The following is a 25,813-nucleotide window of genomic DNA, read 5'->3' as shown; positions in this document are numbered from 1 at the left end:
CTTATGCTGAACGCAACCATCGCTTTTGGCAGCTATCGTTGTCAAGCGCGCGACAAAACCGGATAACACAGAACATGTTTCAGTGACATTTTTGAGTATTTATGGAACAATAAAGCGCGCATTATTTTTATTGTTCCCCAAATACTCACGGGTGCAATGCTTCAGCGAAAACAGGCCTAAGGTCATCAGACGGCACCCACAAGCCACGCAGTCCCGGACGTGATCCGGGACCTCTGGGTCAGCCATCTGCGCGGCGCTGCCAGATGTGACACACATCCGCGCCCACGCGCCGGACCTCGGACAGGTAAAACCGTGGCGCGTCGTCCAAGGCATCGACGCCCATGGCGCCGATGGCGGGCTGGCCCTCGGCCCCCAGGGCCAGACCAGCGGTGAAGCCCACCAGTTGATCGACCAGATCGGCCTGCAGAAGCGACGCGGCCAGCGCGCCGCCGCCTTCGCAGAAAACGCGGGTCAGACCGGCCTCACCAAGGGTTTGCAAAACCGACTGCGGATCAAGCTGCCGACCGCTTAAGCTGCACGGCAGCAGCCGCGCGCCAAGGTCGCCCCAACGGGCCAGCGTTTCGGGTTCGGCATCTGATCCGTGGCAGATCCACACAGGCACCTGCCCCGCGGTCTGTGCCAGTTTGCCGTCCAGCGGGATGTCCAGCTTGCGTGAAACCACAATGCGCACCGGCTGCCACGGCATCCCCAGATCACGCACTGTCAGGCTGGGATCATCCGCGCGGGCCGTGCCGCCGCCGACCATCACAGCATCATGGCTAGCCCGCATCGCATGGACCTGGCGGCGCGCCTCGGGCCCCGTGATCCATTGGCTTTCACCGGTCGCTGTCGCAATCCGGCCGTCGAAACTGGTGGCCAGTTTCAGCGTCACCATGGGGCGGCCAGCCGTCGCTTTCAGAAAGAAACCCTGATGATCGCGCGCGGCCTGATCGGCGCAAAGGCCCGTCGTCACCGTGATCCCGGCTTGCCGCAACTGCTGAAACCCGGTGCCCGACACGCGCGGGTCCTGATCGTCCAGCGGGGCCACCACGCGCGCAATCCCGGCCTTGATCAGCGCCTGCGTGCAAGGGGGCGTCTGACCCTGATGCGAACAGGGCTCAAGCGAGACATAGGCCGTGGCCCCTCGCGCCCGATCCCGGGCCTGAGCCAGCGCGATGACCTCGGCATGGGGTCGACCGCCGGGCGCGGTCGTGCCGCGGCCCACAATCACGCCGTCCTTGACGATCACGCATCCCACCGCCGGATTGGGCCAGCATCGCCCCAGCCCGCGCCGACCCAAGGCCAGCGCCAGCGATAAAAAGCGTTCGTCCGCGCCCGTCACTCGTCTTCGGTCAAACCGTCGGGGCGCAGTTCGGATACGAATTTATCGAAATCATCTGCGGCCTGGAAGTTCTTGTAAACACTTGCAAAACGCACATATGCGACGGTATCGATACGGGCCAGTGCCTCCATCACGATCTCACCAATGGTTTTGCTGGGAATGTCGGTTTCGCCCATGCTTTCCAACCGCCGCACGATGCCGGAAATCATCTGATCCATCCGTTCCGGTTCCACGGGGCGTTTCTGCAGCGCGATGCGGATTGACCGTTCCAGTTTGTCGCGATCGAAATCCTCGCGCCGTCCGTTGGATTTGATCACCACCAGATCGCGCAACTGAACCCGTTCATAGGTCGTGAACCGCCCGCCACAGGCCGGGCAAAACCGCCGCCTGCGAATGGCCACGTGATCCTCGGCTGGTCTGGAGTCTTTTACCTGCGTATCGATATTCCCGCAAAACGGACAGCGCATGCGCGTCCCCCTCTACCTTTATTATTTTCCGCCTCTGGGGTCTTTGCCCCTTGTTATCCACAGGGACTATAGGGGACACGCTAGCGTTTGGGTAGAGGGGAAATGCGGATACTTTATCTTGCGCTACACTTTTAACGAATGCTTCAGCGTGTCGCTTGCAGGTCCGATCGTGATTGCGCACTATTCAGCAACCAATATCAGGGGGATATCATGCGTTTATCACGTCGGGATGTTTTGTCAGGTCTTGCTGCTTCGGCCACGCTGCCAAGCCTGTCTTGGGCCGCGACCCCCAGGGTTCTGACGGCGACGGCGGCCCAGGTCCAACTGGCCCCGCAAGGGTATCCGGAAACGCAGATCTGGGGCTATGACGGTCAGGTCCCCGGCCCCGTGCTGCGCGCCAGGCAAGGCGATCTGTTCCAGGTTGATCTGGTGAATGACCTGCGAGAGCCGACGACGATACATTGGCATGGCATCCGCCTGCCCAATGCGATGGATGGCGTGCCCGGTATGACGCAAGCCGCGGTGCCGCCTGGCGGGCGTTTTCGGTATGAATTTCGCGTGCCGGATGCGGGCACCTATTGGTATCACCCGCATTTCAACTCGGTCGAACAAATCTCACGCGGGCTGTCCGGTGTGCTGATTGTGGATGAGGCCGAACCGTCGCAGATCGACGCCGAACACGCAATCGTTCTGGATGACTGGCGGCTGACGCAAGAGGCCGGTTTTGTCACGCCCTTCGATCATCGCCACGATCTGTCCCACGCCGGGCGAATCGGGAATTATGTGACGGCGAATGGTCAGGATCAGCTGAGCTTGACCGCGCGTTCGGGGGATCGGCTTAGGCTACGTCTGGTGAATATAGCCACCGCGCGTATCTTCGATCTGGCACTGAGCGGTCTGCGCGGGTGGGTCGTGGCGCTGGACGGTATGCCGCTGGACGCCCCGCAGCAGATGGAACGCCTTTTGCTGGCGCCTGCGCAACGGGCCGATATCATCGCCGATGTCACCGCCGCATCGGGTCAGGAAGCCTTTCTGGTGTCGGTCGAGCGGGGCGAAGGCTTTGCCATGGCCAGCATCACCGTGCAGGGTCAAACAGATCACGATCTGTTGGCCGTGCCGGACCCCCTGCCCCCGAACGAAATGCCGAACCTGGATCTGGGCGCGGCGCGGGTGACCGAACTGGTGATGCAGGGCGGCGCGATGCGGGGGATGCAATCGGCCCGCTGGCAGGGTCAAGAAATGTCGATGCGCGAGCTGGTCCAGAACGGGCAGTTCTGGTCGTTCAACGGGGTGGCTGGCATGACCGATACGCCCTTGCTGACAGCGGCGCGTGGTGAAACGGTGCGCATTCCGATCCAGAACCAGACCGCCTTTCCCCATGCGATGCACCTGCACGGGCATCATTTTCGCGAAGTTCTGGCGGATGGCGCCCTGGGTCCGTGGCGAGACACATTATTGGTGCATGCCGATGAAACACGCCATATCGCCTTTGTTGCGGACAATCCCGGCGACTGGATGTTTCATTGCCACATGCTGTCGCATCAGATGGCAGGTATGATGAGCTGGATCAGAGTGACCGCCTGAGCCTAATCCAACCGCCGACCGCGACCTTCCTTGCACAGATGGATCGAATGCGCGACGGTTCGGCTGAGGCCGACGTTGCGGGGCGATAGAACAAAGCTGTTCTTGTCATCGATGGGCGCACCGGCGGGGAACAATTCAAAACTCATGCTACGACGGTTGGGGCGCGTGGGGCTGCCGCCCGGCGCGCGGGTGATCATGACGCGGTCTGTGGCCCCGGCCCCCAGTTTGCGACGTGCATAATCCCCGGCGGCGCAGAAATAATCCCGTCCATGGAACCCGGCACGGGTGAAGACCTCAATCTGATTGCCACCATTGCCTTGTGCCCGCAGGCCGTTCTGGGCCAGCAGGCTGTCAGCCTTGCCCACCGTTGGTATAGCCAGACACAAAACCAGGCCAAAAACTGTGAACGCTTTCATGATGCCACCCCAATCTGTTGCATCTTGATCATAAGTCGCCCCGCGCGATTTCACAAGATCGCCGGGATTTGACAATTCGTAACGGAAACGGCATCTGACCTACATATTTCAGGGTCAAGGAAGCGTCAGGCGTGCCGATTTTCTATAAGTTGTTTCGCACATTCTATCGTCAGGTTCTTGAACTGAAATGGTGGCTGCTGGCGCTGATGGCCCTGGGGTTTTTCGCAATCTCATGGGGTCTGTTCTGGCTTGCCGGGGAAGAGGACCTGACACGCAATTTTTCGGTCTTTGTGTATTTTGCGGCGACGACGGCCTCGACCGTGGGATATGGCGATTATTCCCCCCAGACCGAAGCCGGGCGATTGATCGCGGCTTTTTGGTTTTTCCCCGGCTCGCTTTTGATTTTCTCGGCTGCGCTGGGGCGGTTGGCCGGGGGTATGGTGGAAAGGATCAGACGAATGGCAGACGGTTATGGCAGCTATGAGACCATGCAGGGTGCAACCGTGATTGTGGGGTATCACCGCGATCACACGCCGCTGATGGTGGAAAATCTGGTCGCAGGACAGGATGGCGATGATAAGATCGTCTTGCTGACGGCCCAGACTGACGGCGAGATGCCCGATGGGGTGCATCTGGTCAAATCAGACCGGTTGGATGCATTGTCGTCCTTGCGCAGGGCAGGTATCCGGCACGCGCAAAAGGCGCTGGTTTATGCCGGATCGGACGCTGAGACTTTTAACGCCTGTCTGGCTATTCGGGAACTGAACGAAACCCTGCATATTGCCGCGTTTTTCGAAGATCGCGACACCGCCCGCCGCGCGGCGCGGATTGCAGGGCTTGAGGCGATTGTGTCAAATGCCTCCGAGGCGCTGGTGCGCGCGGCCCAGGACCCCGGTGCGGGCCAGATCCTGATGGCGCTGTCGGCTGCGAATGTGGGGGCGACGATATATTCAGCTGTGGTTAACGGCACTGTCGACACCGCCCAGATTGAGGCGGTTTTGAAATCCAAAGACGCGACCTTGATCGCCGTGCGTCAACCCGACAACCCCGAATTCCTGTTCCCGCCCTTTCCGGTCGACCTGTCCAGTGGCAGCTCATTTTATTATCTGTGCAACTGCCGGCTGATGGCCGATCAGATCGAAACTGGTCTGGGGGCGGATGTCAAAATCACGATCTGACGGGTTATGTCAGATACGCCACGACCTGCCGCTGATGCGGGGCCGTGCGGTGTTCGAAGACATAGATGCCCTGCCAGGTGCCCAGCGCCAGTTTACCGTCAATCACCGGAATTTGCAGCGACACCGGCAGAAGCGCGGCTTTGATATGGGCGGGCATATCGTCGGGGCCTTCGTAAGTGTGCGTGATATAGGACATTTTCGGATCAGTCGTGGGCGGCACCAGGCGGTGGAAGTATTCGGTCAGGTCGGTTTTGACCTCGGGGTCGGCGTTTTCCTGAATCAGCAGGCTGGCCGAGGTATGGCGGATGAACAGCGTCAGAACGCCGGTGCCTTGGGCCCATCCAGCGACCTGATCGGTGAATTCGTAAAGGCCGGGGCGATGGGTCTGTATGGTGAATGTGGTATGCATTGTGTCGAGTTAAGGCACGAGGCGTTCCAAAAGTGAATGACAATTTTGTAAGTGTGATCTGAGGTCCCGGATCACGTCCGGGACTGCATAGGTGTTGGGCATTGAGGCAAGTGTGAGTCGGGGCATCGGCGGCCCGCGGGTGGGCGATCATATCTCGCCGCTGATGCGCTTTATGGTTGCCAGGTACGTGGGTTCTTTCGGCTGCGTACAGATGGCAACCAAATCGCCGACCCGGTGGGGCGGGCCGCCGATGGCCCGGCGCCTTCGGCGCGTTCACGGGCCGTAGGGGCTGCTTGAACTATCAGAGGTCCCGGATCAAGTCCGGGATTGTGATGAGTTGACAAGGAAGCTGAGTTAAAGCCCAACCGATAGTGGTTGAGTATCATCTATAGGAATGCGCAGGACAAATTTCAGTTCAAACCACGCGCTGATAACAGCCACTCTTTGCTGTTCCACAAAGCAGATCGCCCGCCCAGCTTCTCAGTCTCAAATCCAGGATCATCTGTCTGAACAAAACAAAGCATCAGACCGCCGAACAAAAGCGCATCTCTTGCCTGATACTCAACAATATCCAGAAATTGAGAAGCAAACTCAGGGTCTTCGTCGAAAAGTCTGTGAAAATCCGTCATACTGATCACCAGTCGTTTCGAGCTGGCTGGAAATGGCGGCGTTCTGAGGCCGTCGTTAATCGCGTCTAGGTTCGCGTCTTCAAGATGATACCCGAATTGTTCTTGCCACTTGAAGCCATGCGAGATTGATCGACAAAATGCAGTCACGGATGTGCAGTCCAGCGAAAGAACCAAGTAGTCGAGTTTTTTCAGTTCAGACAGCGCGTCATAAAAGAGTTCTTTACGCCAAAATAGGGAAATCGCCCCGTTCTGAGCAAAATCCCAATCGGAACGCGTTCTCCAATCCTCTTCTGTGAACGGCGGCACCTACTGATCCAGGAAACTCCGCAACTTCCGGCTTCGGCTGGGGTGTTTCAGCTTACGCAGGGCCTTCGCCTCGATCTGGCGGATGCGTTCGCGGGTGACGCTGAATTGTTGGCCGACTTCTTCCAGCGTGTGATCGGTGTTCATGCCGATGCCGAAGCGCATGCGCAGCACACGTTCTTCGCGCGGGGTCAGGGATGCCAGAACGCGCGTTGTGGTTTCCTTCAGGTTTTCCTGAATGGCTGAGTCCAGCGGCAGGACGGCGTTCTTGTCTTCGATGAAATCGCCCAACTGGCTGTCTTCTTCGTCGCCAATCGGGGTTTCCAGCGAAATGGGTTCCTTGGCGATTTTCATCACCTTGCGGACCTTTTCCAGCGGCATCTGCAGCTTTTCGGCCAGTTCCTCGGGCGTGGGTTCGCGGCCGATTTCATGCAGCATCTGGCGGCCGGTGCGGACCAGCTTGTTGATCGTCTCGATCATATGCACAGGAATACGGATCGTGCGCGCCTGATCGGCAATGGACCGGGTGATCGCCTGACGGATCCACCAGGTGGCGTAGGTCGAAAATTTATACCCGCGGCGGTATTCGAATTTATCGACCGCCTTCATCAGGCCGATGTTCCCTTCCTGAATAAGATCAAGGAATTGCAGGCCGCGGTTGGTGTATTTTTTCGCGATTGAGATCACCAGACGCAGGTTCGCCTCGACCATTTCTTTCTTGGCCTGGCGCGCCTCTTTTTCGCCCTTCTGGACCTGTTGGACGATGCGGCGGAATTCGCTGATATCAAGGCCCACATATTGGCCGACCTGCGCCATGTCGGACCGCAGTTCTTCGACCTTGGGCGTCGACCGTTCGATCAGCGCCTGCCAGCCGCGACCGGGCTTTTCAGACATGCGGTCCAGCCAGGTTGGGTCCAGTTCATAACCGCGATAGGCGTCGATAAATTCACGGCGGTTGATGCGGGCCTGGTCGGCCAGTTTGACCATGCTGCTGTCGATCGACATGATCCGGCGGTTGATGCCGTAAAGCTGGTCGATCAGCGCCTCGATCCGGTTGTTGTGCAGGTGCAGTTCGTTCACCAGCACGACGATTTCGGACCGCAGTTTCTGGTACTCATCCTCATCATTGCCGGTAAAGCTGGAATCTTCGTTAAGCGTGGCCGAAATCCGCAAATCCTGCATTTCGCTCAGCTTCACGTAATCGCGTGCGATCAGGTCCAACGTTTCCAGGACCTGAGGCTTCAACGCCGCTTCCATCGCGGCCAGGGACATATTGGCCTGATCATCTTCGTCATCGTCGTCATCGCTGGCGATGGGGTTGCCGTCGGCATCCAGTTCCGGTTCGGCCTCGGCCTTGGGTTTGGCTTCGACAACCGAGGTATCGACGACCGGCGTGGCCTCTTCCCCGTCTTCGCCGACCTGACGGCCAAAGGTGGTTTCAAGGTCGATCACATCGCGCAGAAGGATGTCTTCGTTCAGAAGCTCGTCGCGCCAGATGGTGATCGCCTGAAAGGTCAGCGGGCTTTCGCAGAGGCCCGCAATCATCGTGTTGCGCCCGGCCTCGATCCGTTTGGCGATGGCAATTTCACCTTCGCGCGACAACAGTTCGACCGACCCCATTTCGCGCAGATACATCCGCACGGGGTCATCGGTACGATCCAGCTTTTCGGTTTCCTGCGCGGACACGGCGACTTCACGCGCGCCACCCGTGGTCGCGATTTCGGTTGAACCCTTCTGTTCTTCCTCTTCGACCTCATCGTCCTCGATGATATTGATGCCCATTTCAGACAGCATCGACATCACGTCTTCGATCTGTTCGGAACTGACCTGATCGGGCGGCAGCACCTGGTTGAGCTGATCGTAGGTGATGTATCCCCTCTCACGCGCCTCGGCGATCATTTTCTTGACGGCGGCCTGGCTCATATCAAGCGAAATTTCCGCGTCCTGATTGTCGGATTTGCGTTCGTCGGTGTCCTTGGCCATGCGGCACTCCTTCGGCGGGGCGTCAGCGTGAGGTGATTCGTTTTCTACATTGAAGCGAATCATTCCCGGGTTCAAGCGATTCGCTATTCTGATCGCCCTGATTTATTTAGCGTATCACGTTCGAAAAGCCAGCCCGCGCCTGCTATCTGTCGCGGCGGGACCCTTTGGCGAAGTTGATCTGTTCCAGCAGGTGATCGAAGGCTGACCGTTCATCGCGCTTGATGCGGGCGCCGTTTGGACCGATGTCGTAATCAGCTTTGTCATCATTATCGGTTTTTCCCGCATTGTTGACGGCGTCGGATGCCTGTTTTAATCGCCATGTGATGCCTTCATCGGCCAACGCGGCATAATCTTCGACGGCCTCATTGATCTCTTGCTGGTGGCCCCGTCTGGCATCAAGTTTTGCAAGCTCTTCTGCCACGCACATGGTGGCCATTTCAGCGTCGCCGGGATTGCGGACGGGGGGTACGATGGCCACATGGCTTTGCGCGAAGAGTTTTTCAAGGGGCTCGGCCCCGGTTTCGTTTTCGACAACAGTGCGTAGCATATCTGCATCACTGTCGATGTGTCGCAGCAGGGCATCGCGGATCAGACGGTGATCGGCGGCGCGGCAATCCAGGCGTTCCAGTTCGGCTTCAAAGACCGGCAAAACGGTGGGATTGGCGATCAGTGTGGCCAGGATCACGGCTTCGCGCAACTGATCTTCGATGGTGGTGTCGGCGGCGGCCAGTAGTGATGTTTTGGTCGATGGCTGTGGGCCGCCCTTAGCCTGCCAGAATTTGCCGGATTTCGGCGCGCGCTGCGGGCGGAACAGCTGCCAGCGCAGATCTTTGATGTCCTGACCATAGTGGTTGCGCAGGGATGGGTCGCGGATCAGTTTCAGCTTGTCGCGCAGGATCTTGTCCAGCGCCGCTTTGCGTTCGGGGCTGTCAAAGACCTTGCCTTCCGTTTCACGCCGCCACAGCAGACGCACCATCGGCAGCGCCTGATCCAGCAGCTTTTGCACGGCCCCTGCCCCATGGGCGCGGATCAGGTCATCTGGGTCCTGACCTTCGGGCATCAGGGCAAAGCGCAAGGATTGCCCGGCCTCAAGCAGCGGCAGGGCCAGGTCGATCAGGCGATAGGCTGCGCGCAGACCCGCCGTATCGCCATCCAGCGCGATGATGGGTTCAGGGGCGATGCGCCAGAGAAGCCGCAGCTGGTCTTCGGTGATCGCGGTGCCCAGGGGCGCGACGGTGGCGCCAAAGCCGCCCTCGACCAGCGCGATAACATCCATATAGCCCTCGGCCACGATCAGGGGGGCGCCTTTCCCCGCAGCTTCCCGTGCGGGCCCGTGGTGATACAGGCTGCGGCCCTTGTCGAACAGGTCCGTTTCGGGGCTGTTGAGGTATTTGGCCCGCGCGTTCGGGTCCATTGCACGGCCCCCCAAGGCAATGCAGCGCCCACGCGGATCGCGGATCGGAAAGATGATGCGGCCCCGGAACCGGTCATAGGGCTGGCCGCCATCATCGGCGCGCGCCGCAAGACCGGCGTCGACGATGAGATCAGCGGCGACGCCTTTGCCGGTCAGATGCTGAAACACCCCCTGACGGGCATCCGGGGCGAAACCAATATCAAAACGATCCTGTGTCGCGTCGGAAAGTCCCCGACGCGTTAGATAATCGCGTGCGTCCTGCGCGGCAGCGGTTTTCAATTGCAGGCGATAATATTGCACCGCTTGCTCCATCACATCCGCCAGTTCCGTACGCCGGTCGGCCTTTTGCTGAGCCTGCGGGTCACGTTCGGGCATGGTCATCCCGGCCTCGCGCGCGAGGATTTCGATGGCCTCCATAAAGCCCACGTTTTCGGTTTCGCGGACGAACGAAATCGCATCGCCCTTGGCATGGCAGCCAAAGCAGTAGTAGAAACCCTTCCGATCATCGACGTGAAAGCTGGCGGTCTTTTCCTGATGGAAGGGGCACGGCGCCCACATATCGCCCTTACCCTGATTGGATTTGCGCGTGTCCCACATGACCTTACGCCCGACCACCTGGGTCAGCGAGGTACGTGTACGCAGTTCATCCAAGAAACCGGGGGGCAGACTCATGTCAGTTATTGTATCGCTTTATGACCGAAAGACAAAGGGGCGCTGACGCGCATTCTCTCTGGCACTTCGTGCGGTTGGGGGCGTTGCCCCCGCGCCTGGCGGCGCTCCCCCAAAGTATTTTAACCAAGAAGAAGGATTTGTCAGGTATTTGTGTGCTACGGTACAGGCGGGAGCGCCGATGACCGTCCAAGGAGAAGGCGTCTTGTCAAAAGCAAGGCGTCTTTTTTTGCCTTCTTCTTGGTAAAAATACTCCCGCCGGAGGCACCGCGACGCGCGAAGCGCGGCGCAAAACCTTTACCTTCGCGCAGCGACCGCTTTCATCGCGATCTCGAACTCATGCACCAATGTGCGGGCCATGGATTGCATGATAATGATCTCAAAGGTCTGCACACCGGTCCGTGTGATCGACGCCATCATATGCTGGACCTGTGTCCGGGCCGTATGGCCGCGCTTGAACACCCCCTTATCGAGATCAAGGGGAACCAGCCTGGCTAGGATAGCATCAGCGTTTTCACCTTCCAACCGGACCACAGCCCAGGCGTCGGACTGGTCTGTCACGGCGGCTAGACCCTCAAGGCCTTCTTCCGTCAGACCCGCCAGCAGAATCTGACCCCGGCCGAACCAGATCGCGCGTTGTCCGTCCTTGCCCGTCGCGCGGCCTACTGCAGGCATGGGTGTTCCCGCAGCTTTAAAAACATCCGCCACCGCTTTGTTTTTGCCTACAAATGGGGCGACAGAGGTTAGGCTATCATAGGTAACTTCGCTAAGTGAAACTGTCCCATAGGAAAAGGGCAAAAGTCCTTCGCATGGGGTTTTGGCAACCAGTTTAACCACGCAGGCGTCCCCCCTCTGGATCAAAGAAGACCGGATCGCAGACTTCGCATAGCGTTTCGACGCCCTTCAGGTGATCGACCATTTTCACCCGTTCGCCATGACGCGCACGGCCGTTTTTCAGGAAACCCAGCCCAAGATAGCAGTCCAGTGTGGGCGAATAGCCGACCGAAGTCACATAGCCCTGACTGTTCACGCGCACAGCCTCGGCCCCCGGTGCAAAAAGATGTCCGCCTGCGATCAGTTGTTTGACAGCACCCGCGGGTTTCAGGCCGACCAGCTGTTCGCGATCATCATCAATCAGCCCCGGACGCGCGGCCATGGTTTTGCCGATGCAGTCTTTCTTCGCGCTGACCATTCGTTCCGCCCCGATATCAAAGGCCGTCGTGCGCCCGTGGATTTCCGAATGCGTTACAAAGCCCTTTTCGATGCGCAGAACGTTCAGTGCCTCCATTCCATAGGGGCCACCGCCCATCGCCTCGGCCTGGGCGCAAAGCAGCCGGAACAGGCTTTCGCCATAGCGGGCAGGCACGGCGACTTCATAGGCGTGTTCACCGCTGAAGGATATGCGAAACAGCCGTCCGGGCGTGCCGGCCACCTTAACCTGACCGCAGGCCATGAAGGGGAAGCTGTCGTTGTCAATCGGATCGTCCAGCAGCGCGTTCAGTACATCGCGCGCCCGTGGACCTGCGACCGCGAATTGCGCCCATTGTTCGGTGACAGAAATAAAGCGCACATTCAGCTTGGGCTTTAAACACTGATGGACAAATTCCAGGTGCCGCATGACCTGGCCCGCCGCGGCGGTCGTCGTGGTCATGACATAGTGATGATCCCCCAGACGCGCAGTGGTGCCGTCATCCATCACATAGCCGTCTTCGCGCAGCATCAGGCCATAGCGGACGCGCCCGACCTTTAGCGTGCTGAAGGTGTTCGTATAGACGAAATCCAGAAATTCAGCCGCATCGGGACCCTGTATGTCGATCTTGCCCAGGGTGCTGACATCACAGATGCCGACCTTGGTGCGGACCATATTGACCTCTCGGTCGCAGCTTTCCCGCCAGGTCTGTTCGCCGGGCATCGGGAAATAGCTGGGGCGATACCACAGGCCCGCCTCAATCATGGGGGCTGCGCGCTGAATGCTGGGCAAATGGGACGTCGTAAAGCGTTCGGGGGCAAAGCCCTTGCCCTGCCCGCCCGCGCCCATCGCGGCGATCGATACCGGGCTGAACGGCGGACGGAAGGTGGTCGTGCCGGTTTCCGGGATTGCACGGCCCGTGACGTCAGCCAGTACCGCCAAAGCCCCCACATTCGAGTTTTTGCCCTGATCAGTGGCCATGCCTTGGGTCGTGTAGCGCTTCATATGCTCGACCGAGCGGAAGTTTTCAGCGGCCGCCTGTTTGACATCTTTCACTGTCACATCGTTCTGGAAATCCAGCCAGGCGCGGCCCTTGCCCGGCACCGCCCAAAGCGGGCTGATCTGATAGGGGGTTTCTTCTGCCTCGGGCACATCGGCCTGGGCCTTGACCCCCAGATCATCCAGCACCTGCACAGCCGTTTTCGCCCCATCCTGCAGGCAGCCGCGGGTCGAAAAGATACCGCGCGCGGCACCGGCAACACTTAGACCTGGAATGGCATCATCGGCGGGGACAAAGGCCAGGATGCCGTCACGCCAGACAGGCCGTCCGTTCATATGGCAGGTCAGATGCACCGTCGGGTTCCAGCCGCCCGACATGGCCAGACAGTCGGCATTCACCATCAGATTTTCGCCGTTATGACGCACCAAGATTTCTTCAAGCCCCAGGCGGCCGGTTGTGTTGATCACCTCGGCCCCCGTATAGACGGGAAAATCGCCCTGCACCTGCGCATCCGCTCGGCTGTCGATGACGGCGGCCACCTTGACGCCAGCAGCCGCCAGATCGTGGGCGGTTTGATGGGCGTTGTCGTTATTGCCGTAAATCGCGATGGATTTGCCCGGCGCCACGCCATAGCGGTTCAGATAGCTGCGCACGGCACTGGCCGTCATGATGCCGGGACGGTCGTTCATGGGAAAGGCAATGGGCCGTTCCAGACTGCCCGCGCAAAGGATCGCGCGTTTCGCCACGATGCGCCAGAAGCATTCCAGCGGCAGGTCGTCCGCGGGCTTGGCAATATGATGCGCCACCCGTTCCAGCGCGCCATATGTGCCCTGATCATAGGCACCGGTGACCGTGGTGCGCGGCATCAGGCGAACGTTGTCCATGGCGGTCAGTTCAGAAACCGCCGCGGCCGCCCAGTCCTGACCCGTATGATCGCCGATCTGATAGGTTTCGCTGTTCAGGCGCCCGCCCATCAGGCTATCTTCATCCGCCAGGATCACCCGCGCGCCTGCACGTCCGGCCGTCAGCGCCGCCATCAGGCCCGCAGGCCCCGCCCCGATGATCAGCACGTCGCAGAAAGCATAGGCTTTTTCATAAAGGTCCGGGTTATGTGTCTTGTCCAGTGCCCCCAGACCGGCGGCGCGGCGGATCAGGGGTTCGTAGACCCGTTCCCAAAAGGCACGCGGCCACATGAAGGTTTTGTAGTAAAATCCGGCACTTAGGAAAGGCGCCATCAGATCGTTGACCGACAGGGCATCGCGCGCAAGTGAGGGCCAGTTGTTCTGGCTTTTGGCGCTTAGCCCCTGATAAAGTTCCTGCACCGTGGCGCGCACATTAGGTTCGGCCCGGTCGGTGATCGTCATCAGAGCGTTCGGTTCCTCGGACCCCGCCGTCAGAATACCACGCGGGCGGTGATATTTGAACGACCGCCCCACCAGCCGCACGTCATTGGCCAAAAGGGCCGAGGCCAGCGTATCGCCCTGAAACCCTTCGTAATGCCGCCCGTCGAAGGTGAACCGCAAAGGTACCGCGCGGTTGATCAGGCCCTTGTCCTTAACCCTCATCGCGCGGCCTTTTCTGCCAGTTCGGTGGAGTAAACCTCGTGGATCACGGTATCGCGCTCGACCACGATCCAGGCGCCACAGCCCATTTCGTGAAACCACAGGTCGCGGGTCCGCCCCGCGGGGTTGTCACGCAGGTGCACATAGTCATCCCAGGCCTGAGGTCCCGCATCAGGTGCGGGACGATCCAACGCGACCGCCGCGCCCTGATAATAAAACTCACGCCGGTCCCGTTCACCGCAGATGGGGCATGTTATGCGCATTGGGTTTGCCCTTGTTTTTGGTCAGCAACAGCCCAAAACCAGCATCTTGTCGTTTCAAGGCTTACGTTTTTAAGCTCAAGAACCTTGCCCGGTGGGCACCACCGGGCCGCGCCGACCCGCCCCCCACGGGCGGCGCGATTGCGCCACCCTCGGGTCGGCGAGGCCCTAAGCACACTGTCGCGACATCCAAGATCAAGTGGACTGCACTGCAACCGTTTAATGCAAATTATGCTGCGCACCGGTGCCCTCCTCGTCCATGATGCTGACGCCTGTGCGGAAGCGGTCCAGGCGGAATTTCTCGGCCGTCTGGTGTGGGCGGCCGGTGGCCATCAGGTGGGCGAAGGCGAAGCCTGAGGCGGGCGTGGCCTTGAACCCGCCGTAGCACCAGCCGCAGTCTATAAACAGGCCCTGGGTATCCGTCTTGTCGATAATCGGCGACCCGTCGGGTGTCATGTCCATGATCCCGCCCCAACTGCGCAGGACCCGCGCCTTGCCGATCATGGGCATCAGGGTCATCCCGGCCTCCATTACGTGTTCGACCATGGGCAGATTGCCACGCGCGGCATAGCTGGCATAGAAATCCAGATCACCGCCAAAGACCAGCCCGCCCTTGTCGGACTGGCTGATATAGAAATGCCCCATCCCGAAACTGACCACATGATCGATGCAGGGCTTCAGCCCTTCGGTCACAAAGGCCTGCAGCACGTGGCTTTCAATCGGCAGCCGCATGCCCGCCATCGCGGCCACCTGGCCCGACCGGCCCGCCACAACAATCCCCACCTTCTTGGCCCGGATCGCACCGCGCGTCGTCTGCACGCCCTTGACCACGCCGCCTTCGATGTCGATCCCCGTGACCTCGCACTGCTGGATCAGGTCGACACCGCGCTGATCGGCCCCGCGGGCATAGCCCCAGGCCACCGCATCGTGCCGCGCCGTGCCGCCGCGGGGGTGATACAGCCCGCCATAGATCGGAAACCGCGTGTTGTCGAAATCAAGATAGGGCACCATTTTCCGCACGCCGTCCCGGTCCAGCAGGATCGCGTCATCGCCCTGATTGATCATCGCGTTGCCGCGCCGCACAAAGGCATCGCGCTGCGCGTCGGAATGGAACAGATTGATCAGCCCGCGCTGCGAGTGCATGGCGTTGTAGTTCAGGTCTTGCTCCATCCCCTCCCACAGTTTCAGGGAATGCGAATAGAACTCGGAATTGCCGGGCAGGAAGTAATTCGCCCGCACCAGAGTCGTATTCCGCCCCACATTGCCGCCGCCCAGATAGCCCTTTTCCAGCACGGCGACATTGGTGACCCCATGTTCCTTGGCCAGATAATAGGCAGTGGCCAGCCCGTGCCCGCCACCCCCGATAATGATGATATCATATTCCGCCTTGGGTTCCGGATCGCGCCAGACAGGCTGCCAGCCGCGGTTGCCGGTCAGGCCTTCCTTGATCACCCGCAGGGCGGAATAGCGCATCTGATCACCTCACTCATCAATCGGGGCAACTCAATCAATTTGTGACAGAAGTATCAACACCCTGAAACGACCCCTTGCGGTTTTCCGACAAAGAAAAGCCAGTGCGCGACGCCAAACTTTACCACTTCTTTAACAATTGAACCTATTCGTTTAGCAAAACGGAGGTACGCCAATGAAATACGTTGATTTTCTGGCTGCATGGTACGATCAGGTCATGGTGCAAGGTAATGTCGAGATGATCGATCAGTTCTTTGACAGCGGGGCCGAGGCCGAAGGGCTGATCACGAACATGTCGATCGCCAAGAATGACTTCAAGGAATTCGTGACCGCCCTGCTCAGCATGGTTGAGGTCAAGTCGGTGTCCATCGATCGCAGCTTTGAAACGCCGGAATGGCTGGCGGCGGTTGTGACGGTGCACGCCGAAAACCGGACCAACATGGAAGAGGTCAAAGCCAGCGGTATGGTCATGGTGCGCATTGAAAACGGCAAGATTGTCGAGGCGTTCAACCAGTTCGACTATATCAGTTGTTTCGAACAGCTTGGGTATCTGCCCCAAGACACCCTGGCCACCTGTCTGACCGGGGACAGCGTTTTCTAGCAGAACACCGAAAGCACCGCGGTCAATCTGATGCAAGCTTGACCGCGGCTGCCCGACGCATTAGCACTATCAGGCGGGGTAAGGCGACCCACCCCGTCAGGCGTGTGCCCAAGGTTCGCATCCACTGACCTATGTCTTTAGGGGATGCTGATGCACACTGAATTTACTGCGACCGGTGCGGCGGGACTGTCGCCGAAATCTCTCTTATCGTTGCTGGGAACCGCCAAGGCACCCAATTTGATTGACGTTTGCCTGGACGAGCATATCGCCCAGGACCCATATCTGATCCCGTCGTCCAGACGGATGTCTTACCTTGACGTCGACACAGATCGTCCGGCCGTGGTGATCTGCCAAAAGGGGCTGAAACTTAGCCAGGGGGTCGCGGCACTGTTGCGGCATCAGGGACGGCAGGCCACATTTCTGCAAGGTGGGCAGTTCGCCTGGCGTGATCTTGGATACCCCCGCATTGCGCTACAGCACATTGTGTCCTCTGATCTTTGGGTCACCTCTGAGGATGATTTTCCAAAGCGCGCCCTGCAGTTCTGGACCCTGAAGCGCTGGATCAGCCCGACCGCAAAACTAATCCACATCCCCGATGATCAGGCCGCCCTTGTGGGCGAGCGGTTTGAGGCCGGCGTGCTGCCACCGGACCACACCGGCGCCGATCTTTTCAATCTGGACATCAAGCCGTTACAAAACCTTGAAAAGCAGATCATGGGCGGGCAAAGCGATATCCGTTTGATACTGAGGGGACTGGAAGTCCTTTATGATAAGGAAAACAAAGGCTTGAAACACGCGCTGACACTTCTTGATGCCGCTTATGCGGGGTATCGTTCATGTCAATAGCTCTGTCAGAACTGTTTCGTGTTTTCGGCCGCATCGGGCTGCTGTCATTCGGCGGGCCGGCGGCGCAGATCGCGTTGATGCACAAGGAACTGGTCGATGACCGCGATTGGCTAAGCGAAAAGCAGTTCCTGAATGCCCTGTCGTTCTGCATGCTGCTTCCGGGACCCGAGGCGATGCAGTTGGCCACCTATGCGGGCTGGTTAAAGCGGGGTGTTATCGGCGGATTGATTGCGGGGCTGCTGTTCGTTTTACCGGGTGCCGTGGTGATCATGGGACTGGCCCTGGGGTATGCGTTTTTCGGAAACATCCCGCTGGTGCAGGCGCTGTTTCTGGGGGTCAAAGCGACGGTTATCGTGATCGTTGTTCAGGCCCTGATCAAGATCGCGGGCAAAGCGCTGCGGCGGCTGGACCGTTGGGTTATCGCGGGGCTGGCCTTTGTCGGTATCTACCTGTTTCAGATCCCCTTTCCGCTGATCATCCTGGTGGCGGCCATATGGGGGGCGCTGGCCCTGCCCGAACGGGAAACACCCGAAACCGAGCCCAAAATCGTACAGCATCGCAATCTGCTGCCAACGGTCGCACTCTGGGCCATCCTGTGGATCGCGCCTGTCGTCGTTTTGTGGCTGACCGGCGCCAGTTTCCTGACCGAGGTCGGGCTGTTCTTCTCAAAACTCGCCGTCGTGACCTTTGGCGGGGCCTACGCCGTTCTGGCCTATATGACGCAGGAAGTCGTCGTCGATTACGGCTGGCTGACCACGGCCGAGATGATGGATGCCCTGGGCCTGGCCGAAACAACACCCGGTCCCCTGATCCTGGTGACGGAGTTCGTGGGGCTACTGGCAGGCTTCCGCCAAGGCGGGATCGGCATGGCGCTGGCCGCCGGGGCCTTGACGCTTTGGGTCACCTTTATCCCTTGTTTTTTATGGATATTCGCGGGCGCACCTTATATCGAGTGGATCTCGCACCGCCCCCGGCTGACCGGCGCATTGCAGGGCATCACCGCTGCCGTCGTCGGCGTCATCCTGAACCTGTCGGTCTGGTTCAGCCTGCATGTGTTCTTCGGCACCCTGAATACCGTATCGGTCGGTCCCATCAGCACCTTGGCGCCTGAAATCAGCACCCTGAACCCGCTTGTTTTGGCGCTGGCGGGGGTGGCTGCGGTCGGTTTGTTCTATCTGAAACGCAGTCTGCCCGAAGTATTGGCAGTCAATGCCATGTTAGCGCTATTGGTGTCGCTGGTTACGACATAGCGTCATTTTCACCCGGCAATCCCCCTTTTACTTTGTTTCGAATCCCCTATGCTAAAGGCAGAACGTGATCGGAAAAGTTGAATGTCTGACACCATAGACTATGGAAATCTGATGCATCGCGCGATGCGCGGTCTGATCCAGGAAGTGCTGCAAAGCGTTGCCGACAACGGCCTGCCCGGTCAGCATCATTTCTTCATTACCTTTGATACGCTGCACCCTGATGTGGAAATCGCAGACTGGCTTAGCGATCGCTATCCCGGTGAAATGACCGTTGTGATGCAGCACTGGTTCGACAATCTTCAGGTCATGGACGATGGCTTTACCGTCACTCTGAATTTCGGCGACAACCCCGAACCGCTTTATATCCCTTATGACGCGATCAAGACCTTTGTCGATCCGTCGGTCGAATTCGGGTTGCGGTTTGAAACCCACGACAGCGATGACGACGACGAAATCCTGCCCGCCCCGGTTGAGTTGCGGCACGAGGCGCCCGAGGAAGACGACAAACCCAAGGGCGACGCCGAAGTGGTCAGCCTGGACAGTTTCCGCAAATAAGCACCTGATGATTGCCCCCGGTCGCCGGTCGCGCTAAACGGCGTTAACGCGATACCCCGGAGGAGCCTTCATGACCGACACCCGCACTGAAACCGACAGCTTTGGCCCTTTGCAGGTGCCCACCGACAAATACTGGGGCGCGCAGACGCAGCGATCGATCATGAATTTCCCCATTGGCTGGGAAAAGCAGCCCATCGCCATCGTGCGCGCGTTGGGCGTGATCAAACAGGCCTGCGCCATGGCGAACAAAGATCAGGGCACGCTGGACGGCAAACTGTCCGATGCGATCATTCAGGCCGCAAGTGAGGTCGTCGCGGGCCAGCATGATGACAACTTCCCCCTGGTGGTCTGGCAAACCGGGTCCGGTACGCAGTCGAACATGAACGCCAATGAGGTCATCGCCAACCGCGCCATCGAAATTCTGGGCGGTGAAATTGGGTCAAAAGACCCCGTGCACCCCAATGATCACTGCAATATGGGGCAGTCGTCGAACGATACCTTCCCCACCGCGATGCATATTGCCACCGCGACAACCGCGCATGACGTTTTACTGCCGGGGCTGGCCAAATTACACGCCGCCCTTGAGGCAAAGGTGCAGGAATTCGACGGGATCATCAAAATCGGTCGCACCCACACGATGGACGCCACCCCCCTGACACTGTCGCAGGAATTTTCCGGCTATACCCATCAGGTCGCCATGGGCATTCAGCGGGTCCGTGATGCTTTGGGCCGAATTTACGAATTGGCCCAGGGCGGCACCGCTGTCGGCACCGGGCTGAACACGCAGCATGGCTGGGCGGAAAAAGTCGCGGCAAATATGGCCGAGATCACCGGCCTGCCCTTTGTCACAGCCCCGAACAAGTTTGAGGCGCTGGCCGCCCATGATGCCATGGTCGAAATGTCGGGCGCGCTGAAAACTGTGGCCGCCAGCCTGTTCAAGATCGCCAATGACATCCGATTGCTCGGCTCTGGCCCCCGCTGCGGGCTGGGTGAGTTGATGTTGCCCGAAAACGAACCCGGTAGCTCGATCATGCCGGGCAAGGTCAACCCCACCCAGTGCGAGGCGCTGACACAGGTCTGCGCCCATGTCTTTGGCAATGACGCCGCCGTGGGCTTTGCCGGGTCGCAGGGGCATTTTGAACTGAACGTCTATAAACCCATGATGGCCTATAACGTCTTGCAATCTATGCAGCTTTTGGGCGATGCCGCCGTGGCGTTTACCGATAATTGCGTGGTGGGCATCAAGGCCAACGAAGACCGGATCGAAAAGCTGATGCGCGAAAGCCTGATGCTGGTCACGGCGCTCGCGCCCGAGATCGGCTACGACAACGCCACCACCGTCGCCAAAACCGCGCATAAGAATGGCACGACCCTGAAGCAAGAGGCGATTGCCCTGGGCTTTGTCGATGAAGACACCTTCGACCGCGTCGTCCGCCCCGAACAGATGATCGGCCCAAAGTGAAGCCGGTCAACCTGAACCAATACCGCAAAACCAAAGCCCACGCAGACAAAAAAGCGCGGGCGGATCAGAATGCGGTGAAGTTCGGGCGGACAAAGGCGGAAAAGCGGAAAGAGACGCAGGAAACCCAGACTTTACGCGACCGGCTTGACCAGCATAAGCTGGATGGCGAATGAACCGCCCGCAAAAACGATCCCTGACGCTGAAAGGTCACCGCACCAGTGTTTCGCTTGAGGATGAATTCTGGGTGGCCTTCAAGAAGATTGCGGCGGAAAGGGATAAGCCGATCAATGTGTTAGCCGCCGAAATTGATGCGCGTCGCGGGATGGATATCGGGCTGGCCTCGGCCATCAGGCTGTATGTGTTGAAGTATTACCAATCTAAAGCATCGGCCTGATAATTTGAGTCAAATGAACGAAGGTCAAGGGCAGCGACCGTCCCCAGGGTGGGCGAGAAGCGCCCGCCCTAGGGGGCGGGTCGGGCGCTGCCCGGTGGTGTCCACCGGGCGGGTTCGCAGTACACACCCCTCAGTTTTTCAGCCCAAAACATAAAAAACCGCCGCACATCGAAAGATGGCGGCGGTCAGTGGCGTGTCTGTTAAACGCAAGCGAGGCAGGTGAAGGACAGGTCACCTTGACTTGAGACAGGCAGTGTCAGTCGAACGCATCGTCTAGATTAGGGGGACAGGGATGCGAGGCTTGCACACAGACCGCAGGCAGGGAGGTAAAAGGTCAGAACAGACCCGGCACCATTAATCCAACGAAAAGCATTATCAACAATGCACCCGCGCCAATGGCATCCTGAAAAAATGTTCCGGACGAACGGGCAAAGGCTTCTTTCACATCGCTCAGCATCGGCAGGGTCCTCAATTGCTTTGTTCATCCTTTGTACTCATTGCGTTAACCAAAGTAAAGAACTTTTTAAGAACATTTGCGAACAAAGCGGAACAAATCTGTTAACCGACTGATATTAAACGAATTGCCTTGTCCTGCTCCATCAGCCACAGAAGTGTGCGCGCGGTCTGCCCCCGTGGCGTGGTCAGATCGGGATCATCCAGCAGCAGTTTGCGGGCATCTTTCTGCGCCAGCGCCATCAGACCGGTGTTGCGTTCCAGATCCGCGATGCGGAACCGCGGCAGCCCCGATTGCGCTGACCCGATCACATCGCCCGCACCACGCATCGCCAGATCTTCCTCGGCAATCTTGAACCCATCCTCGGTATCGCGAAGGGTCTGCAGCCGCCGCCGACCCCCTTCGGACAGCGGCGCATTATATAGCAGCAGGCAGGTCGATTCAGCCGCGCCGCGCCCCACCCTGCCCCGCAACTGATGCAGTTGCGCCAGCCCAAAAATTTCGGCCCGTTCGATCACCATGATCGAGGCATTGGGCACGTTCACCCCCACCTCGATCACAGTTGTCGCCACCAGAACCTTGGTGTCGCCGCGCACAAAACGGGCCATCGCCGCGTCTTTTTCGGCAGGCGGCAGCTGACCATGGACCAAGCCCACAACATCATCGCCCAAGGCCGCGCGCAGCACCTTGAACCGTTCCTCGGCGGCGGTCAGGTCCAGCACCTCGCTTTCCTCGACCAGCGGGCAGACCCAATAGGCCTGCCGCCCCTCGGCAATCGCCTGTCGCAGGTGCGCCACGACCTCATCCATGCGCGCGTCAGATACCATGGCGGTTTTCACCGGTTTCCGGCCGGGCGGCTTTTCGTCCAGGATCGACACATCCATGTCGCCGTATTGCGCCAGCGACAGCGTGCGCGGGATCGGCGTGGCCGTCATGACCAGCACATCCGTCGCCGCCCCCTTGGCCCCCAGTTCCAGCCGTTGGCGTACGCCAAAGCGATGCTGTTCATCGATGATCGCCAGCCTAAGATCATGAAATTCCACATCTTTCTGAAAGACAGCATGGGTGCCCACCAGAATATCGATACCGCCATCAGCCAGATCAGCCAGTTTGCGCGCGCGCTCCTTGCCCTTGTCACGCCCGGTCAGAACGTCGATCCGCACGCCCGCCGCATCAGCCAGCGGGGTCAGCCCATCCAGATGTTGCCGCGCGAGAATTTCAGTGGGGGCCATCATCACCCCCTGCCCGCCGGCCTCGACCGCGATCAGCAGCGCCATGAAAGCGACCAGCGTTTTGCCCGCACCCACATCGCCCTGCAGCAGCCGGTTCATGCGCACCGGCAGCGCCATGTCACCGGCAATTTCGTTCACCGCACGGGTCTGGGCGTCGGTGGGTTTATAGGGCAGACTGTCCAGCACCTGCATCTGCAGCTTGCCCGTGCCGATCGTCGGCAGCCCCTTGGATTTGCGCATGACCGACCGCGCAAGGGCCAGGGTCAACTGGTGCGAAAACAGCTCATCATAAGCCAGCCGTTGCCGCGCGGGGGCCGTTGGGGCGATATCATCAGTTGTCGTCGGCCCATGCGCCTGATGCACCGCGGTCTGAAAATCGGGCCAGCCTTCCTGTTTCACCAAGGCCGGATCGATCCATTCGGGCAACACCGGCACCCGCGAAATGGCCGACGCTGCAGCCTTGCCCATGGTTTTCTGCGTCACACCGGCGGTCAACGGGTACACGGGTTCAAAGGCTGGAATTTCATCGGCCTCATCCAGCCGCAGAATATGATCGGGGTGCACAATCTGGGCCATGCTGTCGAACAGCTCAACCTTGCCCGACACGATCCGGCGCTGACCGGTGGGCAGGATCGATTGCAGGTACTGCGGGCGGGCGTGGAAAAACACCAGCTGAAACGCGGTTTTCGCATCCTGCACGGTCACGCGATAGGGGCCGCCCTTGCGTTTGGCGGGCGTGTGCTGGCCCACGGTGACCTCAATCGTGGCCATCGCGGGGGGCTGCAGATCCAGCACCGAGGCGTAGCGCCGCCGGTCGACGCCGGAATGGGGCAAGGTAAAGACCAGATCGCGTGCGGTCAGAATATGCAATTGTTCCAATAGCTTGACAGTTTTCGGGCCGACGCCGTCCAGCGACTGCACCTCGGCAAACAGCGGAAACAGAATTTCCGGGCGGGTGCTCATGCGTCGCCGATCAGATCAAGCCAGGCGTCTTCGTCGATGGTCTCGATCCCCAGATCTGTGGCCTTTTTCGCCTTGGACCCCGCGCCAGGCCCCGCCACCACCAGATCGGTCTTGGATGAGACCGAGCCTGACACCTTGGCCCCCAACGCTTCGGCCCGCGCCTTGGCCTCGGCCCGCGTCATCTTTTCCAGCGATCCGGTGAACACCACCGTTTTGCCGGCGACCGGGCTGCCAGATGTATCGCGCACCTCGGCCGGTTGTACCTGAAGGTGAGCGACCAGTTTGTCGATCGACGCGCGCTCGGCCTCTTGCTGGAATGCGGTCACGACCGAGGCCGCCATGACACTGCCCACCCCGTCGACGGCCAGCAGGTCTTCCCATTCTTCGCCCTCGCCGACGGTCGCCTGTGTCATCGCCGTTTCAAAGGCGTCCCAGGTGGAGTAGGTGTTGGCCAACAGGTTTGCCGCGGATTCCCCCACATGGCGGATGCCAAGGGCAAAGATCAGACGCGACAGCGGGATTTTCCGTTTATCCTCAATGGCCTGAAACAGATTGTTGGCCGATTTTTCGCCCCAGCCTTCGCGATTTTTCAGCTGTTGCATGCCTTGGCCGTAGCGATCCTGCAGGGTAAAGATATCGGCGGGCGTGGCGATCCAGCCATCGCGATAGAACTGTTCGACCTGCTTGGCGCCCAGCCCTTCGATATCGAAGGCCGCGCGGCTAACGAAATGCTTCAGCTTTTCAACGGCTTGCGCGGGGCAGATCAGACCGCCGGTGCAGCGGCGCACGGCATCGCCCGGTTCGCGCACGGCATCGGACCCGCATTCGGGGCAGGCCGTCGGGAAGACATAGGGCGTGGCATCCGCGGGGCGGCGTTTCAGGTCAACATCCTTGATCTTGGGGATCACATCGCCCGCGCGATAGACCTCGACCCAGTCGCCCACACGGATGTCGCGGCCGTCGCGGATCGGCGCACCATTCGCGTCGCGCCCGGCGATATAGTCTTCGTTGTGCAGCGTGGCGTTCGACACAACGACCCCACCGACCGTCACCGGGGCCAGCCGCGCGACGGGCGACAGCGCCCCGGTGCGGCCCACCTGAATGTCGATCCCCTCAAGCCGGGTCCAGGCCAGTTCGGCGGGGAATTTATGCGCCACGGCCCATCGCGGCGTGGTCGACCGAAACCCAAGACGGCGCTGCAGGGACAGGTCATTCACCTTATAGACCACGCCGTCGATGTCATAGCCAAGCGTCGCACGCTGCGCCTCAATCTGGCTGTAATGCGCGATCATCTCGGTCGGGCCCTGGCACACCCTGGTCAGTGGATTGGTTGAAAATCCCAGGCTTTGCAGCCGCTCAATCGCGCCCATTTGCGTATCGGCCAGCGGGTCCGACAGCGCCCCCCAGGCATATGCGAAAAACCGCAGCGGGCGGTTGCGGGTGATTTCAGCATCGAGTTGGCGCAGCGATCCGGCGGCGGCGTTGCGTGGGTTGGCGAAAACCTTTTGCCCCGCGGCCGCCTGTTTTTCGTTCAGTGCGGCGAAATCGTCGTGCGACATATAGACCTCGCCCCGCACTTCCAGCACCGCGGGGGCGTCAGTCAGGTGGTGGGGGATATCCTGAATGGTGCGCGCATTGGCGGTGACGTTTTCCCCGACCTCACCATCGCCGCGCGTTGCGGCCTGCACCAGAGCGCCGTTTTCATAGCGCAGTGACAGTGACAGCCCGTCAATTTTGGGTTCGGCGGTGTAGTCGATGACCTGATCGGCAGGCAGGCCAAGATACTTGCGGATACTGTCGTCGAAATCACTGACATCGGTGTCGTCAAAGGCATTGGCCAGCGACAACATCGCCACCTCGTGCCGCACTTTCGAAAACCCGTCGGCGACCGGCGCGCCGACCTGATCACTGGGGCTGTCGGTGCGTTTCAGATGCGGGAATCGCCCTTCGATTGCGATATTCCGGCGTTTCAGCGAATCATATTCGGCGTCTGACAGGGTCGGAGCGTCTTCGGTATGGTATTCGCGATTCGCCTTTTGCAGCAGATCCGCCAGCCGGTCCAACTCGGCCCTGGCCTGCGCTTCGCTTAATGCGTCGATCTCAATATCCTGGGTGGTGTCGGAAATCATGAATGGCCTCGTTCCGTTGTTCCCCAAGTGATAGGAGCGCAACGAAACAAGG

General features: G+C 59.7%; 23 protein-coding genes. 9 read left to right on the top strand and 14 right to left on the bottom strand.

All coding sequences use genetic code 11. The features are described 5' to 3' along the window. Window positions 1–238: 238 nt before the first annotated feature. Complete coding sequence (gene ribD / locus H7848_RS06230) at window positions 239–1,342, bottom strand: bifunctional diaminohydroxyphosphoribosylaminopyrimidine deaminase/5-amino-6-(5-phosphoribosylamino)uracil reductase RibD (RefSeq protein WP_208349086.1); 1,104 nt, start codon at window positions 1,340–1,342, stop codon at window positions 239–241. Next, window positions 1,339–1,809 carry a transcriptional regulator NrdR gene (gene nrdR / locus H7848_RS06225; RefSeq protein ID WP_208349084.1) on the bottom strand — a complete coding sequence of 157 codons (471 nt, stop codon included), beginning with the start codon at window positions 1,807–1,809 and terminating at the stop codon, window positions 1,339–1,341. The genes ribD and nrdR overlap by 4 nt, the downstream gene beginning before the upstream one ends. A 210-nt stretch (window positions 1,810–2,019) precedes the next feature. Here nrdR and H7848_RS06220 point away from each other — a divergent pair, with 210 nt between their 5' ends. Further along, window positions 2,020–3,393 (top strand): multicopper oxidase family protein, encoded by a 1,374-nt coding sequence (locus H7848_RS06220; protein WP_208349081.1) that lies wholly within the window; start codon window positions 2,020–2,022, stop codon window positions 3,391–3,393. Window positions 3,394–3,395: 2 nt separating this feature from the next. Here the strand turns inward: H7848_RS06220 and H7848_RS06215 are convergent, their stop codons facing one another. Beyond that, the gene (locus H7848_RS06215; RefSeq protein ID WP_208349080.1) at window positions 3,396–3,809 is read right to left on the bottom strand and encodes a hypothetical protein; all 414 of its coding nucleotides are present in this window, start codon (window positions 3,807–3,809) and stop codon (window positions 3,396–3,398) included. 131 nt (window positions 3,810–3,940) lie between these two features. Between H7848_RS06215 and H7848_RS06210 the strand changes: the two genes are divergently transcribed. Continuing rightward, complete coding sequence (locus H7848_RS06210) at window positions 3,941–4,987, top strand: ion channel (RefSeq protein ID WP_208349079.1); 1,047 nt, start codon at window positions 3,941–3,943, stop codon at window positions 4,985–4,987. Window positions 4,988–4,991: 4 nt separating this feature from the next. Here the strand turns inward: H7848_RS06210 and H7848_RS06205 are convergent, their stop codons facing one another. The 8 genes from H7848_RS06205 to H7848_RS06170 all read right to left on the bottom strand — a co-directional run bounded on the left by H7848_RS06205 (window position 4,992) and on the right by H7848_RS06170 (window position 15,878). Continuing rightward, window positions 4,992–5,396 (bottom strand): secondary thiamine-phosphate synthase enzyme YjbQ, encoded by a 405-nt coding sequence (locus tag H7848_RS06205; protein ID WP_208349078.1) that lies wholly within the window; start codon window positions 5,394–5,396, stop codon window positions 4,992–4,994. A gap of 410 nt (window positions 5,397–5,806) precedes the next feature. Further along, window positions 5,807–6,331 carry a barstar family protein gene (locus H7848_RS06200; RefSeq protein ID WP_208349077.1) on the bottom strand — a complete coding sequence of 175 codons (525 nt, stop codon included), beginning with the start codon at window positions 6,329–6,331 and terminating at the stop codon, window positions 5,807–5,809. Next, complete coding sequence (gene rpoD, locus H7848_RS06195; RefSeq protein ID WP_208349075.1) at window positions 6,332–8,311, bottom strand: RNA polymerase sigma factor RpoD; 1,980 nt, start codon at window positions 8,309–8,311, stop codon at window positions 6,332–6,334. 142 nt (window positions 8,312–8,453) lie between these two features. After that, on the bottom strand, window positions 8,454–10,397 hold the full coding sequence (gene dnaG, locus H7848_RS06190) for a DNA primase (protein WP_208349073.1): 1,944 nt from the start codon (window positions 10,395–10,397) through the stop codon (window positions 8,454–8,456). A 294-nt stretch (window positions 10,398–10,691) separates the two neighbouring features. Further along, complete coding sequence (locus tag H7848_RS06185; protein ID WP_336512069.1) at window positions 10,692–11,069, bottom strand: sarcosine oxidase subunit gamma; 378 nt, start codon at window positions 11,067–11,069, stop codon at window positions 10,692–10,694. A 154-nt stretch (window positions 11,070–11,223) separates the two neighbouring features. Continuing rightward, window positions 11,224–14,148 carry a sarcosine oxidase subunit alpha family protein gene (locus tag H7848_RS06180; RefSeq protein ID WP_208349069.1) on the bottom strand — a complete coding sequence of 975 codons (2,925 nt, stop codon included), beginning with the start codon at window positions 14,146–14,148 and terminating at the stop codon, window positions 11,224–11,226. Beyond that, complete coding sequence (locus H7848_RS06175; RefSeq protein ID WP_208349067.1) at window positions 14,145–14,408, bottom strand: sarcosine oxidase subunit delta; 264 nt, start codon at window positions 14,406–14,408, stop codon at window positions 14,145–14,147. Before H7848_RS06175 ends, H7848_RS06180 begins: the two co-directional genes overlap by 4 nt. A gap of 216 nt (window positions 14,409–14,624) precedes the next feature. Beyond that, window positions 14,625–15,878 (bottom strand): sarcosine oxidase subunit beta family protein, encoded by a 1,254-nt coding sequence (locus H7848_RS06170; protein WP_208349064.1) that lies wholly within the window; start codon window positions 15,876–15,878, stop codon window positions 14,625–14,627. Window positions 15,879–16,050: 172 nt separating this feature from the next. On the opposite strand from H7848_RS06170, the gene H7848_RS06165 reads away from it, so the two are divergent. From H7848_RS06165 to H7848_RS06135, 7 genes are all read left to right on the top strand, one after another. After that, entirely contained in the window at window positions 16,051–16,476 is a 426-nt protein-coding gene (locus tag H7848_RS06165) for a nuclear transport factor 2 family protein (protein WP_208349062.1), read from the top strand. A gap of 150 nt (window positions 16,477–16,626) precedes the next feature. Beyond that, the gene (locus tag H7848_RS06160) at window positions 16,627–17,322 is read left to right on the top strand and encodes a rhodanese-like domain-containing protein (protein WP_208349061.1); all 696 of its coding nucleotides are present in this window, start codon (window positions 16,627–16,629) and stop codon (window positions 17,320–17,322) included. After that, window positions 17,313–18,572, top strand: coding sequence for a chromate efflux transporter (chrA, locus tag H7848_RS06155; protein ID WP_208349060.1), 1,260 nt, complete (start codon window positions 17,313–17,315; stop codon window positions 18,570–18,572). Before H7848_RS06160 ends, chrA begins: the two co-directional genes overlap by 10 nt. Before the next feature lie 81 nt (window positions 18,573–18,653). Then, window positions 18,654–19,127 carry an SspB family protein gene (locus tag H7848_RS06150; RefSeq protein ID WP_208349059.1) on the top strand — a complete coding sequence of 158 codons (474 nt, stop codon included), beginning with the start codon at window positions 18,654–18,656 and terminating at the stop codon, window positions 19,125–19,127. A gap of 70 nt (window positions 19,128–19,197) precedes the next feature. Further along, a complete protein-coding gene (fumC, locus tag H7848_RS06145; RefSeq protein ID WP_208349058.1) occupies window positions 19,198–20,589 on the top strand; it encodes a class II fumarate hydratase in 1,392 nt (463 codons plus the stop codon). Then, window positions 20,586–20,762, top strand: coding sequence for a DUF4169 family protein (locus H7848_RS06140; protein WP_208349057.1), 177 nt, complete (start codon window positions 20,586–20,588; stop codon window positions 20,760–20,762). Before fumC ends, H7848_RS06140 begins: the two co-directional genes overlap by 4 nt. Further along, window positions 20,759–20,983, top strand: a complete 225-nt coding sequence (locus H7848_RS06135; RefSeq protein WP_208349055.1) for a ribbon-helix-helix domain-containing protein — start codon at window positions 20,759–20,761, stop codon at window positions 20,981–20,983. The genes H7848_RS06140 and H7848_RS06135 overlap by 4 nt, the downstream gene beginning before the upstream one ends. 334 nt (window positions 20,984–21,317) lie before the next feature. Here the strand turns inward: H7848_RS06135 and H7848_RS20160 are convergent, their stop codons facing one another. The 3 genes from H7848_RS20160 to ligA all read right to left on the bottom strand — a co-directional run bounded on the left by H7848_RS20160 (window position 21,318) and on the right by ligA (window position 25,761). Next, complete coding sequence (locus tag H7848_RS20160; RefSeq protein WP_272874384.1) at window positions 21,318–21,440, bottom strand: hypothetical protein; 123 nt, start codon at window positions 21,438–21,440, stop codon at window positions 21,318–21,320. Between the two features lie 101 nt (window positions 21,441–21,541). After that, a complete protein-coding gene (recG, locus tag H7848_RS06130; protein WP_208349054.1) occupies window positions 21,542–23,632 on the bottom strand; it encodes an ATP-dependent DNA helicase RecG in 2,091 nt (696 codons plus the stop codon). Beyond that, entirely contained in the window at window positions 23,629–25,761 is a 2,133-nt protein-coding gene (gene ligA, locus H7848_RS06125) for an NAD-dependent DNA ligase LigA (RefSeq protein WP_208349053.1), read from the bottom strand. The genes recG and ligA overlap by 4 nt, the downstream gene beginning before the upstream one ends. Window positions 25,762–25,813 lie beyond the last annotated feature (52 nt).

Source organism: Pseudaestuariivita rosea, assembly GCF_017592335.1.
Lineage (GTDB): Bacteria > Pseudomonadota > Alphaproteobacteria > Rhodobacterales > Rhodobacteraceae > Parasulfitobacter > Parasulfitobacter rosea.
This window is presented reverse-complemented; position numbering and strand designations above follow the sequence as displayed.

Excerpts from the sequence above, each read along its gene's own strand:
- nrdR (WP_208349084.1), bottom strand. The coding sequence starts at position 1,809 with ATGCGCTGTCCGTTTTGCGGGAATATCGATACGCAGGTAAAAGACTCC.
- H7848_RS06220 (WP_208349081.1), top strand. The coding sequence starts at position 2,020 with ATGCGTTTATCACGTCGGGATGTTTTGTCAGGTCTTGCTGCTTCGGCC.
- H7848_RS06215 (WP_208349080.1), bottom strand. The coding sequence starts at position 3,809 with ATGAAAGCGTTCACAGTTTTTGGCCTGGTTTTGTGTCTGGCTATACCA.
- H7848_RS06205 (WP_208349078.1), bottom strand. The coding sequence starts at position 5,396 with ATGCATACCACATTCACCATACAGACCCATCGCCCCGGCCTTTACGAA.
- rpoD (WP_208349075.1), bottom strand. The coding sequence starts at position 8,311 with ATGGCCAAGGACACCGACGAACGCAAATCCGACAATCAGGACGCGGAA.
- dnaG (WP_208349073.1), bottom strand. The coding sequence starts at position 10,397 with ATGAGTCTGCCCCCCGGTTTCTTGGATGAACTGCGTACACGTACCTCG.
- H7848_RS06185 (WP_336512069.1), bottom strand. The coding sequence starts at position 11,069 with ATGCCTGCAGTAGGCCGCGCGACGGGCAAGGACGGACAACGCGCGATC.
- H7848_RS06180 (WP_208349069.1), bottom strand. The coding sequence starts at position 14,148 with ATGAGGGTTAAGGACAAGGGCCTGATCAACCGCGCGGTACCTTTGCGG.
- H7848_RS06175 (WP_208349067.1), bottom strand. The coding sequence starts at position 14,408 with ATGCGCATAACATGCCCCATCTGCGGTGAACGGGACCGGCGTGAGTTT.
- H7848_RS06170 (WP_208349064.1), bottom strand. The coding sequence starts at position 15,878 with ATGCGCTATTCCGCCCTGCGGGTGATCAAGGAAGGCCTGACCGGCAAC.
- H7848_RS06165 (WP_208349062.1), top strand. The coding sequence starts at position 16,051 with ATGAAATACGTTGATTTTCTGGCTGCATGGTACGATCAGGTCATGGTG.
- H7848_RS06160 (WP_208349061.1), top strand. The coding sequence starts at position 16,627 with ATGCACACTGAATTTACTGCGACCGGTGCGGCGGGACTGTCGCCGAAA.
- chrA (WP_208349060.1), top strand. The coding sequence starts at position 17,313 with ATGTCAATAGCTCTGTCAGAACTGTTTCGTGTTTTCGGCCGCATCGGG.
- H7848_RS06150 (WP_208349059.1), top strand. The coding sequence starts at position 18,654 with ATGTCTGACACCATAGACTATGGAAATCTGATGCATCGCGCGATGCGC.
- fumC (WP_208349058.1), top strand. The coding sequence starts at position 19,198 with ATGACCGACACCCGCACTGAAACCGACAGCTTTGGCCCTTTGCAGGTG.
- H7848_RS06135 (WP_208349055.1), top strand. The coding sequence starts at position 20,759 with ATGAACCGCCCGCAAAAACGATCCCTGACGCTGAAAGGTCACCGCACC.
- H7848_RS20160 (WP_272874384.1), bottom strand. The coding sequence starts at position 21,440 with ATGCTGAGCGATGTGAAAGAAGCCTTTGCCCGTTCGTCCGGAACATTT.
- recG (WP_208349054.1), bottom strand. The coding sequence starts at position 23,632 with ATGAGCACCCGCCCGGAAATTCTGTTTCCGCTGTTTGCCGAGGTGCAG.
- ligA (WP_208349053.1), bottom strand. The coding sequence starts at position 25,761 with ATGATTTCCGACACCACCCAGGATATTGAGATCGACGCATTAAGCGAA.